This is a genomic window from Acinetobacter kyonggiensis (genome assembly GCF_900107285.1).
GTDB lineage: Bacteria > Pseudomonadota > Gammaproteobacteria > Pseudomonadales > Moraxellaceae > Acinetobacter > Acinetobacter kyonggiensis.
In genome coordinates this window covers 81627-101957 of sequence record NZ_FNPK01000010.1, presented here as the reverse complement: position 1 = coordinate 101957, position 20331 = coordinate 81627, and the positions used below count along the sequence as shown (strand labels likewise).

General features: G+C 42.5%; 21 protein-coding genes. 1 reads left to right on the top strand and 20 read right to left on the bottom strand.

Features of this window, described 5'->3' with window-relative positions:
* Positions 1 to 7 precede the first annotated feature (7 nt).
* Positions 8 to 979: a protein translocase subunit SecF gene (gene secF, locus BLV99_RS10005; RefSeq protein ID WP_086185201.1), complete on the top strand. Its 972-nt coding sequence runs from the start codon at positions 8 to 10 to the stop codon at positions 977 to 979.
* Between the two features lie 102 nt (positions 980 to 1081).
* On the opposite strand, the gene BLV99_RS10000 is transcribed toward secF, so the two are convergent.
* The 20 genes from BLV99_RS10000 to BLV99_RS09905 all read right to left on the bottom strand — a co-directional run bounded on the left by BLV99_RS10000 (position 1082) and on the right by BLV99_RS09905 (position 20320).
* Entirely contained in the window at positions 1082 to 1516 is a 435-nt protein-coding gene (locus tag BLV99_RS10000; protein WP_092690197.1) for an excinuclease, read from the bottom strand.
* Between the two features lie 21 nt (positions 1517 to 1537).
* Positions 1538 to 2758, bottom strand: a complete 1221-nt coding sequence (locus BLV99_RS09995) for a beta-ketoacyl-ACP synthase (RefSeq protein ID WP_092690193.1) — start codon at positions 2756 to 2758, stop codon at positions 1538 to 1540.
* Positions 2758 to 3483 (bottom strand): 3-ketoacyl-ACP reductase FabG2, encoded by a 726-nt coding sequence (locus BLV99_RS09990; RefSeq protein WP_086185198.1) that lies wholly within the window; start codon positions 3481 to 3483, stop codon positions 2758 to 2760. Before BLV99_RS09990 ends, BLV99_RS09995 begins: the two co-directional genes overlap by 1 nt.
* On the bottom strand, positions 3480 to 3917 hold the full coding sequence (locus BLV99_RS09985; protein ID WP_086185197.1) for a hotdog family protein: 438 nt from the start codon (positions 3915 to 3917) through the stop codon (positions 3480 to 3482). Before BLV99_RS09985 ends, BLV99_RS09990 begins: the two co-directional genes overlap by 4 nt.
* Positions 3914 to 5113: a beta-ketoacyl-[acyl-carrier-protein] synthase family protein gene (locus tag BLV99_RS09980; RefSeq protein WP_092690190.1), complete on the bottom strand. Its 1200-nt coding sequence runs from the start codon at positions 5111 to 5113 to the stop codon at positions 3914 to 3916. The genes BLV99_RS09985 and BLV99_RS09980 overlap by 4 nt, the downstream gene beginning before the upstream one ends.
* A gap of 12 nt (positions 5114 to 5125) precedes the next feature.
* Positions 5126 to 5668 carry a DUF3261 domain-containing protein gene (locus BLV99_RS09975; RefSeq protein ID WP_167356321.1) on the bottom strand — a complete coding sequence of 181 codons (543 nt, stop codon included), beginning with the start codon at positions 5666 to 5668 and terminating at the stop codon, positions 5126 to 5128.
* 1 nt (position 5669) lies between these two features.
* Positions 5670 to 6968, bottom strand: coding sequence for an NAD(P)/FAD-dependent oxidoreductase (locus BLV99_RS09970; RefSeq protein ID WP_092690186.1), 1299 nt, complete (start codon positions 6966 to 6968; stop codon positions 5670 to 5672).
* Positions 6969 to 6979: 11 nt separating this feature from the next.
* On the bottom strand, positions 6980 to 9313 hold the full coding sequence (locus tag BLV99_RS09965; RefSeq protein ID WP_092690183.1) for an MMPL family transporter: 2334 nt from the start codon (positions 9311 to 9313) through the stop codon (positions 6980 to 6982).
* The gene (locus BLV99_RS09960) at positions 9288 to 9875 is read right to left on the bottom strand and encodes an outer membrane lipoprotein carrier protein LolA (protein ID WP_425283550.1); all 588 of its coding nucleotides are present in this window, start codon (positions 9873 to 9875) and stop codon (positions 9288 to 9290) included. Before BLV99_RS09960 ends, BLV99_RS09965 begins: the two co-directional genes overlap by 26 nt.
* A gap of 65 nt (positions 9876 to 9940) precedes the next feature.
* Positions 9941 to 10360, bottom strand: a complete 420-nt coding sequence (locus BLV99_RS09955; protein WP_086185191.1) for an acyl-CoA thioesterase — start codon at positions 10358 to 10360, stop codon at positions 9941 to 9943.
* 9 nt (positions 10361 to 10369) lie between these two features.
* Positions 10370 to 11911, bottom strand: a complete 1542-nt coding sequence (locus BLV99_RS09950) for an HAL/PAL/TAL family ammonia-lyase (RefSeq protein ID WP_092690177.1) — start codon at positions 11909 to 11911, stop codon at positions 10370 to 10372.
* Complete coding sequence (locus BLV99_RS09945; protein WP_092690241.1) at positions 11911 to 12789, bottom strand: LpxL/LpxP family acyltransferase; 879 nt, start codon at positions 12787 to 12789, stop codon at positions 11911 to 11913. The genes BLV99_RS09950 and BLV99_RS09945 overlap by 1 nt, the downstream gene beginning before the upstream one ends.
* Before the next feature lie 58 nt (positions 12790 to 12847).
* Positions 12848 to 13582 (bottom strand): glycosyltransferase family 2 protein, encoded by a 735-nt coding sequence (locus BLV99_RS09940; protein ID WP_092690174.1) that lies wholly within the window; start codon positions 13580 to 13582, stop codon positions 12848 to 12850.
* Positions 13583 to 13594: 12 nt separating this feature from the next.
* Positions 13595 to 15265, bottom strand: a complete 1671-nt coding sequence (locus tag BLV99_RS09935) for an ApeI family dehydratase (protein ID WP_092690171.1) — start codon at positions 15263 to 15265, stop codon at positions 13595 to 13597.
* Positions 15266 to 15276: 11 nt separating this feature from the next.
* On the bottom strand, positions 15277 to 15831 hold the full coding sequence (locus BLV99_RS09930; RefSeq protein ID WP_092690168.1) for a COG4648 family protein: 555 nt from the start codon (positions 15829 to 15831) through the stop codon (positions 15277 to 15279).
* Entirely contained in the window at positions 15828 to 16076 is a 249-nt protein-coding gene (locus BLV99_RS09925) for an acyl carrier protein (RefSeq protein ID WP_086185186.1), read from the bottom strand. Before BLV99_RS09925 ends, BLV99_RS09930 begins: the two co-directional genes overlap by 4 nt.
* Before the next feature lie 9 nt (positions 16077 to 16085).
* Positions 16086 to 16346 (bottom strand): phosphopantetheine-binding protein, encoded by a 261-nt coding sequence (locus BLV99_RS09920; RefSeq protein WP_092690164.1) that lies wholly within the window; start codon positions 16344 to 16346, stop codon positions 16086 to 16088.
* A complete protein-coding gene (locus BLV99_RS09915; protein WP_092690162.1) occupies positions 16330 to 17142 on the bottom strand; it encodes a lysophospholipid acyltransferase family protein in 813 nt (270 codons plus the stop codon). The genes BLV99_RS09920 and BLV99_RS09915 overlap by 17 nt, the downstream gene beginning before the upstream one ends.
* On the bottom strand, positions 17136 to 17774 hold the full coding sequence (locus BLV99_RS09910) for a beta-ketoacyl synthase chain length factor (protein WP_092690160.1): 639 nt from the start codon (positions 17772 to 17774) through the stop codon (positions 17136 to 17138). Before BLV99_RS09910 ends, BLV99_RS09915 begins: the two co-directional genes overlap by 7 nt.
* A 239-nt stretch (positions 17775 to 18013) precedes the next feature.
* Positions 18014 to 20320 carry a RelA/SpoT family protein gene (locus BLV99_RS09905; RefSeq protein ID WP_092690157.1) on the bottom strand — a complete coding sequence of 769 codons (2307 nt, stop codon included), beginning with the start codon at positions 20318 to 20320 and terminating at the stop codon, positions 18014 to 18016.
* Between the last annotated feature and the right edge of the window lie 11 nt (positions 20321 to 20331).

The following is a 20331-nucleotide window of genomic DNA, read 5'->3' as shown; positions in this document are numbered from 1 at the left end:
GAGATCGATGATGACTGACATGACTCAACCTGATTCAAAAAAATACGGTCGCCCAGATGACGAACGTGTCATTCCGTTTATGAAAATTGCGTTTCCAGCAGCAATTATTTCCATCATTCTAACCATTGGCAGTCTTTTCTTTATTGTGACCAAAGGTTTGAACTTGGGGCTGGATTTTACTGGTGGTGTTTCTGCCGAGTTAAATTATGCGCAACCTGCCAATCAGACTGAAGTGGTTAAAGCTTTAGACCAAGCAGGCTTTCATGATGCTGTGGTACAAACGCTCGGTAGTAATAAAGACCTGATTGTACGTATGCCTGTTCAAGACGTTGAAGTTGAAGATTTGACCAACGCCATTACCAAAGCAGCCCAATTACCAAACAATCCTGCTGAAGTACATAAAGTAGATTCTGTTGGTGGTCAGGTCGGTAATGAGTTATATATTCGCTCAGCGGGTGCTGTTGCACTTGCGCTTCTTCTCATGCTGGTTTATGTCACCATCCGTTTTGAGTTCAAACTCGCGATGGGTGCTGTGATTTCCCTGTTCCACGATATCATTGTCACCGTTGGTATTTTTGCCATGATGCAATGGCCGTTTGACTTAACCGTACTTGCTGCCGTTCTGGCATTAATCGGCTTCTCGTTAAATGACAATATTGTGGTTTCGGATCGTATTCGTGAAAATTTCCGTAAAATTCGCGGTGCGACGCCTTTGGAAATCGTCAATATTGCATTGACTGAAACCTTACGCCGTACCATCCACACCTCGATGACACTGTTGCTTGTGGTACTTGCCATGTTGTTTATGGGGGGTGATGGTTTGAAATGGTTCTCTGTGACCATGTGTATTGGTATTTTTGTCGGAACATATTCTTCAATTTATATCGGTACTGCATTCGCTTTATGGCGTGGTCTGAACCGTCAAGACTTCATTGTTCAGGTTAAACCTGAATTTGAAGAAGAAGAAATTCCTCAATAATAGCGTTGCATTAAGCTAAAAAAGCCCATCACTTGATGGGCTTTTTTTATTGTGCTCATCAATGCTCAATCAGCTGCAACGGCTCAATTTTATTGCTTAGATTTAGAACTTAACCAGATCACCTTTTAAAGCCACACTTGCCACAGCCGTGCCCTTAAAGCACTGATAGGTAGTGCTGCTTTGACTTTCATTCGATTTAAAGTAACTGACAATATTGGTGACCGCATTTGCACCTTTCGCTTTTGCCGTATTTTGCAACTGAATCAGTGCTGAACGTAAAACGTGATCACACGCAGTTTCTGCCGACTTAGCAAAACCATTGGTTTTTTTATTGGTCACCGCGCCTTTTTGCAAAACTTTACCGCCAGACTTGGTGCCTGCTAAATAAAATTTGACCGAACCATCCAAAGTCCCATCAGCAACAGCACGTTCAACGGCACTTTTAAAATCCAAATTATGTGCAGTATCAGCAGCCTGTGCAGCAACCACCGCACCCAAAGACAATACAGCTGTTAGTACTATTTTTTTCATGAACATGAGTTTACCCTCTCGTTGTTGTTAAACCCGTTTAAAAATCAGGGAGGTATTAATTCCTCCAAAAGCAAAATTGTTGCTCATAATCATATTGGCATTCATGTTTCTAGATTGCTTGACGATGTAATCTAACTCGCCACATAAAGCATCTATTTCTTCTAGGTTTAAGGTGGCAATAAACTGGCTACGCAGCATCATTTCAATGCTCAGCCAAGCTTCAATTGCACCACAAGCGCCTAAAGTATGGCCAAAATAACTTTTCAGTGAACTAATCGGTTTGTTACCCAAAATGCTTGCCGTTGCCTGACTTTCGGCAATATCCCCTTGATCGGTGGATGTGCCATGTGCATTGACATAGTCAATTTGATTTGCCGAAATTTGCGCATCAGACAATGCCAATTCCATACAGCGTCCCATCATTTCCGAATCTGGGCGGGTGACATGCTGACCATCGCTATTGCTGCCATAACCAATAATTTCAGCATAAATTTTGGCACCCCGTGCTTTGGCATGTTCGTATTCTTCTAAAATTAAACAACCTGCCCCTTCACCAATGACCAAACCATCACGCTTCGCATCGAATGGTCGTGGTGTTTTTTCGGGTTGTTCATTTTGACTACTGGTTGCCAACAAAACATCAAATACAGCCGAACCTGCTGCACTCAGTTCTTCTGCACCACCAGCCAACATCACAGTTTGCTTGCCATATTTAATTGCTTCATAGGCTTGACCAATCGCCATTGAACCTGACGTACAGGCACTAGACGTTGGTAAAGTTAAACCTTTTAAGCCAAAATATACCGTCATATTCACGGCGCTGGTATGTGACATCATGCGAATATAAGTGGTGGCATTGAGTTTGTTCATATTGTTATCGTGCAACATGCTGCCAAACTCACGAATGGCGTCGACACTTCCGGCGGATGAGCCGAATGCCACGCCTGTTTGCCCACTGCTTAATATCGGATCATTCAACAATGCTGCATCTTCTAAAGCTTTTTCAGCACAGACCGTCGACATTAAAGCCACACGTCCCATACCACGTGTCACTTTACGATTAAAATGTTTGGGAACAGTATAAGACGCTACAGGCCCTGCCAATTTACTGCGTAAATCGGTGAACTGCTCCCATTCTGGCATGTAGCGAATACCGCTGTTGCCCTGCTCAAACTGAGCAAAAATTTGATCCGCAGTTTCACCTAAAGAGGTGATCCCTGCCATGCCTGTGACAACAACACGTTTCATCACATCAAACCTCCATTGACCGAAATCACCTGACGGGTGATATAACTGGCGTCATCACTGCATAAAAATTTCACCACTTTGGCGACTTCATCCACCTGCCCCATCCGTTGCAAGGGAATCATTTTCAAGGCATGTTGTTTGACTTCTTCGGTCACCATTTCGGTTTCGATTAAACCGGGTGCAACACAGTTGACGGTAATTTTTCGCTTCGCCAACTCGAGTGCTAAAGCTTTGGTCGCCCCAATTAAGCCTGCCTTTGCAGCACTGTAATTGACCTGCCCCCGATTGCCCATCAAACCCGAAACAGAAGATAAGGTGACAATACGCCCGCCTTGTTTCAAACGAATCATCGGCATCACCAATGGTTTTAACACATTGTAAAAGCCATCCAGTGAAGTCGAAATCACTTCATCCCAATCATCATCCGTTAGGGCTGGAAATGCGGCATCACGGGTCAGTCCTGCATTGAGCACCACCCCATAAAATGCACCATGTTCGGCAACATCTTGCTCAAGCAATTGCATGACGTTTTCACGATCATTGACATCAAACATTAAGACATGACTTTCCTGTCCTAAAGCCTGAATGGCGTGTACCACTTGCTCTGCTTCTTGTTGTCTTGAACGAGCATGTACGGTGACATCAAAACCTGACTGTGCCAATTGCAAGGCAATCGCTTGACCAATGCCACGGCTTGAGCCTGTGACTAAAATTCTTCTACTCACGCTAAATTCCTAATATTTTCTTTAATTTCTGCGGGTTCAAATACACTCAACATGGCACAAATACGATGTTCTCGGTACTCAATTTCACAGTTAAACTGCCCCAATCCCTCATGCAAATAGCTTTGTTCTGCTTTAATACGCACGCTTTCACCCAAGGCAAAATAAGGCACGGGCAACTGCATTTTACGCGTGCCCAATAAAAAACCAATTTTTGGCGGCAGACCTAACATCTGCCCTTTATGCCCTGCATAAGCACTGATGGTTTGCGCCATCAATTCAATGCTGCTCCACGTTGGCAAACCGTGTACATCACAAAACATTAAGTCAGGTTGAATCAATAATTCTGCAATCGCAAAATTTTCATTTGCTTCAATTAAATGATCAACAAAAACCATCGGTTTTTTATGTGGAATAAACTGTACGGCATCCATCATTTCAGCTGTGTTCCAAAAATCAAACTGATATTACTTCCGCCAAAAGCGAAAGAATTACTCATCACATAGTTTATTGGCTGTAGCAACTCTGCATTCAGCACATAGTTCTGCTCATCCAATTCTGCATCAATACGACCCGATTGGTGCAGGGGTAACCATGACTGATCGAGCAAAACTTGCTGACAAATCACTGCTTCAATGGCACCCGCAGCACCTAAACAATGCCCTGTTTTGTGTTTGGTACTACTGAGCGGCACAGCATGCTGCTGAAATACCGTCTGAACGGCTTTAATTTCCATGGCATCATTTTGCGGTGTCGCTGTACCATGCATATTTAAGTAACCAATATCATCAGCTGTTAGCCCCGCCATACCTAAGGCTTTTTGCATCGCCTCGGCAGCACCTTTTCCTTCCGGATGTGGTGCTGAAATATGCCATGCATCCATCGACTCGCCCGCTGCCATTAACATTACAGGTGCTGCTTCTTTGGATAATAAAAATAAACCCGCAGCCTCACCAATATTAATGCCATCGCGCTGTGTTCCACAGGGCTGACAAAGACCCTGAGACAAACTTTCTAAGCTACTAAAGCCATTTAGTGTCAACTGACACAAGGTATCCACTCCACCGACCAAAACGGCATCGGCTAAATCGGCATTAATCAAACGCTGTCCTGCTGCCATTGCTTTGGCACCAGAAGAACAAGCGGTAGAAATGGTATATGCAGGCCCTTCCCAGCCCAAATACTGCTGTAAGGCTTGGGCTAAGCTACCCATTTCCTGTTTGCCGTGCGCGACTTCAACATCACTCTGATTGAGAAAGTAGGACTTAAGAACTTTTTCATTATCGGCAATTCCTGAGGTCGATGTACCCAGAATAATCGCTAAGCGTTGAGGCTCAAATTGTGCGGTATAGTCGCGTATTTCAGCTTCAATTGAAGTTAAAGCGGTTAAAGCAAAACGTAAATTGCGTGAATCGACAGCTTGTAAAAAGTAAGGAACGCTTTCAATTAAAGGCTGTTGATAAGCACCGACCCAGACCTGTTTTTCGGGAATAAAGCCTGAACTTAAACTTAACGTATTTTGCTGTGTCGCCAATGCCAGTTTCATCTGTTCAGGCGTATGACCTAAGGCAGATAAACCCACGCAAAACTGAATGCCTACCGCAGGATGTTGTGTACTGATTTGCTCACTCATCATCATCCTCCTTTATTCTGTTGTTTCTAAACGATCATGCAAAGCACTGATGACCATTTGATAAGGCACTTGTAGATTATCTAACTCAATCACAGCATCTTGATGCAGGATATTTAAGACATGCTGTTGATTGATAAAAATAGACTGCGTCTGAGCCGCATTTTCAACCTGAACATTGTGCTGCTGTAATTGGGCAAAATGCGGATAAGTAGCATATAAAATATCGCGTACCACAAATTCAAAAGGTAATAATTTCATTTGCTCAATGCGTTGTTCAACCTGCACTTTCTGACCATCGAAACTGAGCTTAAATAACTGCTGTCCGGTTAGAGATAAAGCCAACATGTCCAGTTTTCGCCCTTGTTGTTGTTGATACAACAAAAAGCTAAAACTATGCTTATTCCATTGCACTTCAAGCTGATCCTGACGCTGATACTGTTGTGCATGCCATGTTGTGGTGGCCAAACCCTGTGCTTGGGGCAGCAGAGATTGACACCCCCCACAGCACAGTAGTACAGCAAGTAACACCCCCGTCCATTGCAGTTTGGGTTGCATATTAAGCACCATGAGTGATGGCTTCACTGGACTGTGGCTCACGGCAATATTCAGCCAAGGTACTTAAGCGTTTTTTGGCATTTTTATGGATAGGATTCGTGGTATCCCATGCATAACCTGCCAACAAGGATGACACCATGCGGCGAATTTTTTCATCTTGCTGAGTCGAAAACACCACATCCTGAAACTCACCTGAATACCATGATTCCACATAAGCACGGAACACTTGAATCCCTGCACGCAGCGGTTTCTCATATTGTTCCATCCAATCCACCGTTTGCCCTTGTAGCACTTGATCAACCAGAGGAATGGCTAAGCTTGAAGATTTTAAAGCAATGGTGACCCCTGAGGAAAATACAGGATCTAAGAATTCACCCGCATTGCCCAAGAGTGCATAATTACGACCTGCCAAATGTTTAACGTTAGCAGAATAGCCGACTAATGTTCGTACAGGGGTATCAAATTTAGCATTGCGCAGCACATGCGATAAACTTTCATCATCGGCTAAAATACGTTTCAGCAACGCGTCTAAATCGATATCTTGCTGTGCATCGAAACCATAGTGTGCAAAGAAATCTTGCTCTGCTACTACACCAAAAGAGCAACGACCATCGGCAAAAGGAATCAACCAATACCAAGCACGATGATCTTTAGCGTGTACTGTAATCAGAATTTTTTCCCGATCAAATTCAGCATCATCCAAAATTCCATCTTCAATATGAGTAAATACGGCACGACGAACGGGAAAATCGGATGGGCTTTCCAAATCTAAAAACTTCGGCAAAATCCGGCCAAAACCACTGGCATCGAGTAAAAACTTGGCTTGAATCTGGTAAACCTGTGCTTGCTCATCTTTCACGGTCAAAATCGGCTGATTCGCGTCCACATCGACATCAATGACTTCATGACCAAAGCGAATTTCTGCACCATATTGTTCAGCTTGCTGCGCCAGTAAATGGTCAAAATGGGCACGGCGAACTTGCCAAGTCGTGCCTGGGCCATCACTAAACTTTTCGGTGAAGTCATAAAAACTGCGCTGCTTGCCCCTTAAAAAAGCGGCGCCATTTTTAAATTGAAAGGCAAACTCACCCACATGTTGACGTACGGCATCAAGTAAACCTGCCTCTTCTAAAAAAACCATGGCTTGCGGTAATAAAGACTCGCCAATCGAAAAGCGTGGAAAATATTGTTTTTCAATTATCGTGACCTGATGGCCTTTTTGACGCAGCAATGCTGCCGCAGAACTCCCCGATGGTCCTGCACCGATAATCAATACATCTGTATGTTGCATGGTGCTCATTGCACTGTACCTTAATCTCTCAGCTTCTTTGGCTGATATTGTTGAAGTACAACATGTTTGGCATCTGAAGATGTAAACAATGTTGCATAAATAAATGAAAAAATAACCCCAAGGAGTACAGTCAAACCAAAGCAATGAATGGCATAAGTTTGGCTAAACGATAATAACCCGAAACCCAATAAGGTCGACATCATACATAGGAATAATGCCATGCCCACCACTTGCGGATGGTCATGTCCATGTCGATAAAAAATTGCGTAGTCCACGCCAATCCCAATAATCAGGAAGGTTCCCATAATGCTGAATAAATTAATTTCAACCTCAAACCATGCCTGAACAGCAAAGGTCGATATTAAAGCTAGAGTAACGGGTAAGACCAAAGGTAAAATGGACTTTATGCCATAAATAATGCCTAAACCAAGCGTTAACGTGAGTACAGCAAAAAACAATAACCATTGGGCTTGAATGCGATGTTGTTGAAAGAGTTCAGACAGCTGATTCACTGGACGTAACAACTGTACCTGTGCGCTATTCAACTGTTCTAAAGCAGCCACATGATGCACATTTTGTAATAAGACCAAACGTTCCGTCGGACTGATTTGTAAAAATGCCAACGGATGCCCTGCCATTTCACTTGGACGCAATAACGGCTGCTGTGGCAATTGCTTTTGCCATGCTAAAACATCTGCTGGATTGAGCTGCAATGCCACCGCATAATCCTGCAAAGCCTGCGCAGGAATGCCTTGTAATAACTGAAGATTATGCTGTTGCTGTTGAATCGATGGTAACCATTGTCCTAAAGCCTGAAAAGCATCCAAAGCCCCTTCACTTTGTAGGCGCTGTAATTTTTGAATCAATTGCTGCTCATTGTGTTCAAGCTCTGCGGCAGTCTTGCCATGCACCACAAAATATTCACTGCTTTGTTGCTGCATAAAGCGTTCACGGACGTATTGGTCTTCTTGCTTTAAGCTCTGATCCATACTTTGCAAATTACGAATATCATCGTTGCTCTGCAACAACATCAAACTGCTGCCAGCCACCACGACAATGGCAGCAATTAAGCCATAATGGAGTGCTGTTCTTGCCTGTACAAAAGTGCGTGCTTGACCAATAAAACTTAAGCTGCGAATTGCAGGTTCGGCATTTAAAGCAGGTAACCGTGGGAGCAATAAAACACTGGTGATCCATGCCGCAGCCAGCCCCACCATAGAAAAGACCGCAATCTGTTTAAAGCCCGGAAATGGCGTGAAACTTAAGAAAATATAAGCAACTAAAGTGGTCATTAAGCCCATAAACAGGCTAGGCAATAACGGTTTTAACACCGCAAAACCATGGATATGCCGATGCTGCGATTGCATTGCCATAAAGTAAAAAGAGAAGTCGACACACACTCCGACCAGACTGGCACCAAACACCAAAGTCATGAGGTGAATTTCCCCAAAAACCCAATGCGTGATAGCAAAAGCCACCAAACAGCCCGTACCGACAGCCACCATTTCAGTCAACATTGGACGAATTGAGCGGAAACCAAACCAGACCAAAAGCAAAATGCCAAAACTTGAACCCAAACCAATGGTTGAAATTTCTTTTTCAGCCGAAGTGGTGCCAAATTGAGCAAACAATAAAGTACCCGTCCAATGCGGTTTTACCTGCATCTGGCGTAATTGCGTATCGAGCTGCTGAATCCATGCTGAAGTTTGTTGTTGATATTCAATATTATAAGGACTATTTTTCAGCTCTAAAACCAGTAACCGCGAAATCCCCTGCTCATCTCGAATCGTGGCAAAACCATCTTCTAAAGCAAGATCAGGATGACTTTGTAAACCAGCTAAACCCATGGCATAACGTGGAAATAACAACAATGGGTCTTGTTGTAATAACGCGGCTGTGACGGGCATGCCCGGACTCATAATTTGCAATAAACTTTGTTCGGTCAGTGCAGCATAATCTTGTTGTTGCAGTAATTTTTGATCATCTCGTGTCAATAAACCCGCACGATGTTGATAGAGCACCTGTGCAAATTTGTCACTGTCTAACTGAACATGTAAGGGTTGCCACAAATCACTTTCGGCTACCCGCTGTTGCAATGCCGTAGTTGCTTTGGCTAAGGCAGCATCATCTTGAGCATCCAACACCACAAATACTTTGTCATTCAGTTGTTGACTGACGTATTGCTGTGCCCTTTCAAGCCGTGGGTCTTGGCTAGATTCAGGCAATAATGCAAAGATATTGGTCTGAATATGAATCTCTTTTTTCAGCCATGCCGTACCCAGTGCAATGGCAATGACGCTCAGCACAATCAGCCAAAGTAGGGTAAATTTATTTTGCCAATTGGAAAAGTGCATTTTCCTCAGCCATTAAAGTTTGTGGTTGGGTGGTTTGCTGACTAAAACGAATAGTCGTCGTGTTATTGGCTTGTTCACTTAATACAATACGATCAACATAACGCTGCCCTTGTGCATCTACTCGAACAAAGAGTTTTTTAAATAAACTGCTTTTCGGGGTTAACGCCACATTCCACTGTGCAGGACTATAACTGGCTGAAACAATATTGAAGTTTTTAGCCAATGCAGTTTCATTGCCTGACATGAGCTGTAAAAACATCGTTGCCACAGAACCATAGGGTGATTTATCAATTTCAATTTGACTGTAAGTACGTTGAGTTTTTTGTACCAATTTATATGGCGTCACAATCAAATTGGCCTGCACTGGACTTTGAATATTCCAAATCACGCCCTGCGATTTGGAAAATAACACCGTGCCTTTCGAGACAAATGTTTTGTTCAGTGACGCTAATTTTTTTTGCTGTTCAAATTGAGCACGTACCATTGGTGTCGCAGCAAGCTGAGTAAAAATTTGTTTGAGCTGTGGATTTTGTGCAGATACAGGTCGTGATAACACCGACATCAAACACAACACAGTCGCCAAAAACAGCCAGACGGGACGTGATAAATTGATCGCTTTCATTGACTTTACTCCGCTTTAAACGCTGACCAAGCGTGCAATTGTTCTAACAGCACTTGCGGCGATTGAAAACACATTTCACGGCTTTCAATATGCACCGCCACTTGGCTGGTGTAGCCTTTGGTGAGCTTTTTACCACTTTGTGCATCAAAAATTTGATATTCAATTTTCAAGCGGTTTTCCCATTCTTTTAAAATGGCACGCACACGAATTTTTTGCTCAAACTCAATTCCATAGGCATAGCGAACATGACTTTCAATCACTGGCCATGCATAACCAGATTCGAGCATTTGCTTATAGTTATAGTGAAATTGATCGAGCAATTTACAACGCGCAATTTCAAAATATTTTAAATAATGACCATGCCACACAACATTCATGGTATCGACATCATGAAATGGCACTTCAATGATTACATCGGCATGCATAGCTGTTTCCTACCCGATTGAGTGAATAAGTTCAGAACTCAACAATTCTAAATTTTCAAAACGATCGACCAGTTGTTGCAATTCATGTTGCAATGGTCGATCTTCCACCACGTAATCAAAGGTCTGCAAGACCCACGCCTGAAATGCAGCCAAGACTTCAGCCAACGAACCGTCTAAACCTTTTAACTGAATGGCTTGTACACTGGCACAGCAGAGTGCTGCAATCACTTGTTCAGTCAGCACGATCACGCGACTAGCATCCCGCGCAGCAATGGTGCCCATACTGACTTTATCTTGGTTATGGCATTCGGTTGAGCGTGAAAAAATAGAGGCTGAAAGCGTTTGTTTTAATGCTTCTGCCGTCCATGCCGACACCGCAATTTGTACAGCTTTAAAACCATGATTTAACGGCAAGCGTTCTGCGGTTGCACCGGTTAAATTGCGTGGCAAACCGTTATTCATTTTATAGTCCACCAATTGCGCCAACTGACGATCCATAAGATCAGCAATATTGGCGATCATGATTTTCAAGCTATCCATGGCTTGGGCAATGTGTCCGCCATAAAAATGACCACCATGTAATACGCGCAAATTCACAGGATCAATTAGTGGGTTGTCATTACTTGAGTTGAGTTCATTTTCAATAAACTGACGTAACCATGTTTTAGAGTCTTCAAATACACCAATAATATGCGGTGCACAGCGTAAAGAGTAACGATCTTGCAAACGTGAATTCTGGTGTTCGGTTTGCACCTCACTGTTCAGCCAAGTTCTAAGTTGTGCTGCAATATTTTGCTGCCCTGAATGGGGTTTTTGAGCAAATAGCACTTCATCAAAATGGCTCGGATTGCCTTCCAAAGCCAAAACATTCAGTGCCGTAACACAAGTACTGGCCAAAGCAATTTGTTCCGCTTTTTTATAATTTAAGCAGGCAATAGCGGTCATTACCGCTGTACCATTCATCAGTGCCAAGCCTTCTTTCGGACGCAACACTAAAGCCTGCATGCCCTTTTCAGCATACACCGCACTGACAGGCACAATTTGACCTTGATCGTACACATCACGTTCACCGACCAAAGCCCCTGCAATATAGGACAATGGCGTTAAATCGCCACTGGCACCCACTGAACCTTCCGATGGAATGACAGGAATGATATTTTCATTCAGCATCCATGTCAGGCGTTGTAACAATGCATGTGATACGCCTGAATACCCTCGTGCCAGAGAACACAAACGCGTCACCAACACTGCACGTGCAGTAATTAAATCCAAATTTTGACCTAAGCCACAGCCATGAAAGCGTGATAAATGCAACGGCAGTTCATTGACTTGATGCGCGGGAATTTCCACCAAACAAGAGTCACCATAGCCTGTGGTCACGCCATAAATGACGCCTTCATCTTGTAACAGTTGATCTAGAAAATCTGCACCGCGTTGAATCAGATCGCGCCATTCCGTGGATGCAGGTAAAGCCACAGATTTTTCCTGACGCGCCACAGCCACCACATCTTCAATTGAGAGCGGTGTTTCCCCAACAACTAACACTTGCATTATTTTTTGTTCCAAAAATTATAAAAATTAAACCATTGATACGGCGCACGAATACAGTGCTGTTCAAGTAAGCTGACATATTGACGCATGGTGCTTTGCAGTGCCTGCATACGGATTTTTCGAGGGAAATAAAGCTGTTCAGCAATCGCATGAATATGAACTTCAAAGCAACTGCCGACGCGATAACAAAAGACCGCCAGTACAGGCACTTTGAGTAAACTGGCTAAAATCCATGCACCTTGCGGCCAATTCGCCTCTGCGCCTAAAAATGTAATCGGCTGCACCCGATCAGACTCAACAGGTACACGATCTGCGGCAACAATCACCCATTCGCCTTGGTCGAGTTTTTCTTGCAAAATCAAAGCAGTTTCAATACCCAACTCATCCACCGAGACTAAATTAACATCGGCATGTGCATTGAGTTTCTTTAAAAATTGATTAAATTGAGTGGCATGTTTTTGATAAACCAGAACATTAATTTTTTGTACATGTTCGGATTTAATCGCTCTTAACAATTCAATATTGCCAAAATGCGACACTACAATCACCGCACCTTTTTGATAATGTGCACGAAAATGTTCATGTCCATGTAAAGCCAATTGCTGCTCAGGGATTTTGCCCAGCCAACCTTCAATTTTATCTAAAATACATTCGCCAAATTGCATGAAATGCTGATAGCTATGACTCAGACTCGGCTCTGTGATAAAGGGTGATTGTTGCTTTGCAAAATGATGTAACTTGCTTAAATACAACAGTGATGCCTGACGTGCGGTGACTGAAAAAATCCAGTACCACAAAATAATAAAATACAGCACCACACGGCAGAGCCAACGCCCCCCTAAACGATAGAACACCAACATGAGCGTCAGTGACCACATGCCACCGCGTTCTTTGATGTCATTCCATTGGGTGTGCTTGAGCTGCTCAGTCACGCCATTAACCTTTCATTTTCTGTGACACTAATTGAGGCAAACGTCGTAGCATGCCACCCAATAAACGCAAATGTGCCTGACTCATACCAAGGTTATCGCGCCAGACATTAAAATGAGAAATCCCATCTTCAGGATAAACCACTTGAGTCGGCACATTGATAAAGGGGATATTCGCCCACTTTAAGCGCACTAAAATTTCACTATCAAAACCCATGCGCGGCTGAAATTTTGCCGAATTTAGAATTTGAATGGTCTGGGCCAGTGGATAGACCCGAAATCCACACATACTGTCTTTAATATCGAAAGAGAGGCTGTTAATCCAGACCCAAATATGCGTGGCATAACGACCATATAAGCGTTTTTTCGGCACGCTCTCATCAAAAATCGGCTGACCAATCACCATCGCTTTGGGATGCTGCTGAGAAATGTCTAGAAATTTGGCGACATCCTGCCAGTCATGCTGACCATCGGCATCGAGCTGTAAGGCGTGGCTAAACCCTAAAGCATGCGCATGGCGTAAACCACTCATCACCGCCTGCCCTTTGCCTTGATTATGTGAATGCTCAACCAACTCAACATATTCATGCTGGGCTTTCAGGTCATGTAAAAGTGCGCTACATAGCGCATCACTACCATCATTGACTAAAATAATCGGCAACTGAAACGGCTTTAAATGTGCAACCAAAGCCTCAATATAATGCGGATGGTTATAAACAGGAATCACAAAACAATGCTGCATATACATCCTCTTTTAAACCTGCTCAGTTTGCGTTTTAAACAATAAACGCCCCGATGCCAAGGTCTGATCGGCATGGGTTAACTCGAAACTGACCTTATGCAATTTTCGCGACAGTTTCAGTTGCAGTACCATATACGGTCGAATCAGATCTTGAAATTTCAATTGCTCAAAACCATTACACCACTCCAGATCGGCCCACGTTTGACGGGCAAAATGCTGAACAAAACCAATCTGCCCCACACCAGGGAAAATCGGATAATCGGGAAAATGCCCTTTAAAACATTCCAATTCAGCAGAAAACTCAAGCTGATAAATGGCCTGATCAGGAGCGTTGTGTTGTGCCAATACAATAGGCAACAACATCGGTTGAAATAAGGATTTCATGTACTGTTTATTCAGTTTAGATTGTGCATTTTGTGGTAATTGAGTCAAAAACCGCCACTGCCGTGGAATGGCAATGCCTTCCAGTTTTAATTGTAATTGTGCTTTAATTGCAGCCACACATTGCACTTTATTGCTGCTTTGCAGCTGTTGTCTGGCAGCTTCAGACAATACCGCAACACAGGCTAAAATCTGTCGATGTTCACGTTCTAAAATTAAAACATGACACTGTGCAATATCATCCAGTTCTATTATTTTGTGTTCAATCGCATCTAAACTTAAGCGTTTTTCTTCCAGTTTCACAATCCGATCTAAACGTCCCAGTAAACGAAATGGACTTTTAGGGTTTGTCGCGTCAAGCACTTCAATTTTATCACCGGTTAAAATCCAGCTTTCGCTAAAAGCATGATTGGCTTGTACGGCCAACTCTTGTTGATCACGCATTTGAATATCGACATTGGCAAACGGTATCCATAACGCATCATCTTGTTGTCGATGTGCAATGCCGCCTGTTTCTGAGCTACCAAACACTTCGTTAATCGGTCGGTTTAAATAAGGACGCACGCCCGAATCCAATTTACCGCCCGATGAATAGATGCTTAAACAGTGCTGTAGTCGCACATCTGGGGTCCAGCGTTTTAATAATGCAGGACTGGAAATAACATAATTTTTAATGTTTAAAGGTGCTAATTTTGTTTGAATATCGGCAACATCTTCAGGGAAAGCCAACTGGGTTTGATAAAAACAACGACCACTGGCTAAAGGCCACAATAGCTTGAACAATAAGCCATAAATATGTTGATGGCTCACCGTCGCTATAGCAATGGCCTGTTCAGGTAACGGAAAACTGGCCTCCAAACCTTGCACTTCATTTAAGAGCTGACGCAGCGTACGCGGAATTTTTTTCGGTTGTCCTGTTGAACCTGAAGTATAGAAATAAAGCTGCGCCTGATTTAAAAAAGCATCATTCAGATTCAGTTCAACCTGCGGATCTGCTGTAGCGGATATAGGCTGACGCTGTAAAAACAAAATATTCTGCTCAGCCAGTTCTTTTTCTAAATCACTAACCCGATTGGGCGGCAATAACACCTGTTTTTGTGCTAACAGTGCGGCAAACAACAGCACTAAAAATTCGTAGCTATCGGGTTCCCATAACGCCCAACTGTCCTGCGCTAACAACTGAATTGCATGACTTTGTTGTATCACCTCTTGCCAAAAATCCTGAAAATGGATTGGGCTTAAATCAGCCTGAAGACACAGTGGTTTCAGTGAATGAATATGATTCTGAAAATGACACAACATAACAATCCGTTTTATTCCTGAAGTTGATTTAAGCGTTGCTGACGCTTACGCAATATAAATTCGCCCAGCAATAACAGCCCCATCAACATATAGGAAATAAAACCGTTATAGAGCACCCACACCTGCATTGAAGTAAACAACACTGTGGCTAAAGAAATCAGGGCATTGAACACAAAGAAAATACACCAGACTATAGTGACCTTACGCGTCCAAATCACCCCTGCTTCGGGTAAATTGGGTTCAGCCAAACGGGCAAAACGCTCAATCATAGAGGGTGGTTTGATTAAAGTCGCTGTAAAAATAGCCAGCGAACCCAGACTCATCAATACCGGATAGAGTTTCAGCCATGCTTGATCTTTTAAAATCAGACTCAAGCTGCCACATAAAATAGCAAAGCCAGTTAAGGGCCAGAGTAAAGCATTGCCCTTACTCAATAGCCGCAATACGCCGAGGACAATCAGCAAACCACTGACCCAGATATATTGACCCTGCGCTAGGCTATAGCCCACTAAAAAGGGATAGAGAATCAAACCGATGACCACTATCCCTTGGACGATCCATTTCATGCAACAGACATATTCTGAATCACAGTCACAACATCTTGCACTGTACGTACATTTTTAAAATCTTCAGGATTCACTTGCTTACCCGTCAATTCTTTAATTTTGACCACAAGATCAATGGCATCAATGCTATCGACATCCAAATCTGTGGCTAAATTTGCATCGAGCTGCACATCTTCTGGATTAATCTCAAACAGATCTTCCATCCATGCTCTTAATTTTTCGAGTACTTGTTCCTGAGTTAACATCACAACCTCTTATGCCGTTTTCTGTGCTTCAACCAAAGTTACAAGACTTTGAATTGATTTAAAATATTGTTTGGTTTCTGCCGATTCAGCATTCAAATGAATGTTGTAACGCTTTTTCAAAGCCAAACCAAGTTCCAAAGCATCAATTGAATCTAGACCTAAGCCATCACCAAATAATGCTGCTTCAGTTTCAATATCATCTATGCTGATGTCTTCTAGGGCCAAAACATCAATAATCATTTGCTTTAATTCATCAGCAAGATTGCTCATTTTTAGATAACTCTTGGTTAAAAAATTGGTGTAATTGATGATTTAAATGACGCACGTTTTTCGGACTGACCGCTGCATCATCTAAAAGATCATCGACTTGAATGGCATCTAGTACTTTCACATGAATATGAAATGGCTGTGAAGGAATGTGATACCACTTTTCATTTTTGGTTAAAGTTGAAGGCGTACAGGTCAACAACACTGGACGAATCGGCACATGGGCACGAATGGCAATATTCGCCGCGCCACGTTGAAATTCATTCAACAACTCACCTTTTGCAGTTCGTGTGCCTTCAGGAAAAATCAGCAAAGATGCTGCTTGATCGAGCTTTAGTTTGTCCACACAGTCCTGAATAAATTGTTCAGAACCTGCATTTAAAATATAACCTGCATTTTGCACGGGACCTTTGGTAAATGGATTGGCCCATAATGCTTGCTTGACCACACAATTTGCTTGTTCCATTAAACCAATCAATATCACCACATCCACCAATGTTGGATGATTGGCAATAATCAGTTCCTGTCTACTTTGCTGTAATTTTTCTAGACCTTCAATCTCATAAGTCATAATTCCAAGCTTTACCATCATTTCAGTAAAACCCTTGAAACTATAGCGAATCACATTTTGTGTACGCTGCTGACGTAAGCTTTGATTTTGTGTCGACAAATTAACCAAAGGTGCAACCAAACCACCGATGGCAACGCCACCGATGCCAAAACTGGCAAAACTAAATCCTGTCGCACCGACACGCCATAAATAATTGGCTTTTTGTTTAATTTGATTCAGCTTTAACATTTTTGCCACGCTTGCATATGAGAGTCATCTGGGTTCTGCTGAGATTGCTGCCAGAAATCATAAAATTTTTGTGCATCCAGATATTTATACTGATGATGCGCCAATGCATTCAGATCGAATTGTAAATTGGGGCCATCAAGGCCGATCAGCGCAGACATGGCAAAACCACGAAAAGGCTGGAACTCCTGATAAATCGCAGGTAGTGCTTCATCGTAATACACCACCAAAACCCGTGAATTGGGTTGTTTTGTTGTTTTTAACCAAGCATAGGCTTCAATCAGTGCTTCACTCCACGAGGCAGCCAAACTGGTCGAGGGTGTGGAATCCTGACATAAAATTGAATACAACCCAGCAACGGCATTGTGTACAGAAGTCGAAAATTGCGTGGGTGATGGCGTTTGATCTTGCAATACATCGGCTAAAATTTTCAGCGTTTTATGTTCATCACCATATTGCGAAGCCCAGACAATATAATCCACTGATTCAGCATTCAGCGAGCCAATGGCACTATTGATCGCCAATTTTGCAATCGGTGATAATCGTCTACGCTGCATTGCAGGGATTTTTTCTAAGGCAGGAACGGTTTCATCGGCACGACTGATATACAGTTGAGATATATTTATTTGAATCATTACCGAAATTTTCCGTACCCTAAGAATATTTTTAGCTCAAGGCTATTTTATTCGCGGGATTATAGCACCTGTCATAAAATTTACACAAAAAGTATCTTGTACTCATTGAATTACATATATTTATCATTTTGATTTAATTATATATTTATTATTTTTAGCCGATAAAATAATCCTTCATAAAAAAACCAGCAACATTTGTTGCTGGTTTTTCAACTGTCATTGCTTAAAAATTTGGCTGATTAATTGCCTTGTACCAAACGGCGGGCACTAATAATCCCCGGTTGTTGCTCCAAACGTGCCAACAAACGTGATAATTGAGCTAAACCTTTGACTTCAATCAATAATTTCATATTAGCAATACCATCTGATTCTGAAATGGTATTGACCTGACGAATATTAATTTGATCAGAAAAAATGACTTGGGTTAAATCTTTTAACAAACCACGGCGGTCATAAGCTTCCACCACAATTTGCACACTTTGACCACGCGTCGGTTGCATTTCCCAATCGGCTTCTACCGCACGTTCAGGTTCTTGCGTAATCATACGGCTATAGTCTGAACATACAATTTTATGAATGCTCACCCCACGATTAAGTGTGATATATCCACCAATCGATTCACCATGCACAGGTTGACAGCATTGAGCAATATGCAGTTCCACATTATCCAAACCATCAATCAGAATACCATGCGCAGAAAGTGTATGACTGGCACGTGGATTCAAAGTCGGTTTTAGCACCAGTTCAGGTTCATCTTGACCGATATGCATATGACGATTCACTTGATTGATCAAGGAATGCAGGCTGATATCGCCATTGACCAAACCAATCAGAATATCTTCACCCAATTTGACATTGAAGTGATTGCAATAATCACTTAAATCAATACTTTTGGGATGAATCGCCAAACGTAAAAGTTCTTTATTCAGAATTTCACGGCCAACTTCCAAGTTTTTACTACGATCTTGCTGTCTAAACCAATGACGCAATTTATCCCGCGCACGCGAAGTCTTAATATAGCCCAGTGAATTTACTAACCAATCACGATTCGGATCACGATCTTTTTTGGTTAAAATTTCAACTTGTTCACCAGTTTTTAGCGTGTAAGTTAATGGTACATAGCGCTGATTGACACGCGCGGCATAACATTTATTACCCACTTCGGTATGCACATGATAGGCAAAGTCTAAAACCGTTGAACCGCGTGGCAACTCTTTAATATCACCATCACGGCTAAATACATAAATCTTCTCAAAGCCTTCAAAATCTTGAAGTTGTTCAAAGTTTTCTGCATCTTCACCCGATTTATGCGCACTGGCATCATTACGTTCTTGATAATGCTCTAAGACTGCGCGTAAAGAATGTAATCGGTGATTAAAGGAGTGATCGGTGTTCTTACCACCTTCCTTATAATTGAAATGCGAACATACCCCAAGTTCAGCTTCTTCATGCATGGCCTTGGTACGAATTTGCACTTCCAGCGATTTGTTTTCTGCAATGACAGCGGTATGCAAAGAACGATAACCATTGGCTTTCGGATTGGTAATGTAATCATCAAACTGATGCGGAATATGTCGCCAAATTTGATGCACAATACCCAGTGAGTGATAACACTCAGGCACACTTTTGACCAAGACACGTACAGCACGAATGTCATACAACTGGTCAAAACTCAGGTCTTTACTTTTCATTTTTCGATAAATCGAATAAATGTGTTTGACCCGTCCAGTGATCTCCGCTTCTATATCATAGACAGCCAGTTCTTTTTTCAGTTTATCAATGACAAATTGAATATATTGCTCGCGCTCTAAACGTTTTTCATTCAGTAACGATGCAATTTCTTTATAGCGTTCTGGTGCTAAATAACGAAATGCTAAATCTTCAAGTTCCCACTTAAGCTGAGCAATGCCTAGGCGATGTGCCAGAGGTGAATAAATAGTCAGAATTTCACGAGCTACACGCTCTTGACGCTCTTTAGAAGAGTTGGCCAGTTCCCGTAAAGCATAGGTACGCTCTGCCAGCTTAATGAGTACGACACGGACATCTTCGGTCACAGAAATCAGCATTTTATAAATGCCGCTTAAATGTTCGCGCTGATTGTTATTAAAATGATCTTCTAAACGTTTGTTCTTTTCAATGAGTTCTGAAAGTTTCCCCATAGCCAATGTCCCTTGGACTAGACTATGGACTTGCTCTCCAAAATGTTCACGAATTTCTTCAAGCGTCATCACGCCTTCACGAACACTCCGATACAACATCGCCGCAGACAAGGTGTCTTCATCAACATGTAAATGTGCCAAAATATCGGCCATTTCAATACCGGTATAAAAGGTATTTGAACGATGATTAACCGTGGCTTGCAGCTCTTTATGTAAAGTTAAATGAGCAACTTCTTCGAGTTGTTCAAGCGTTGCGCCATCTAAGATGCCACGAACACGATTCAGCCATTCGGCTAAATCATGTCGAGCTTGTTCGGCATGTTCTACAGTCGCTTCCTCTGACAGCTCATTAAGTCGCCCAGGAAGTTGTTCACGTACTGTGACCATACCCTTCTCCT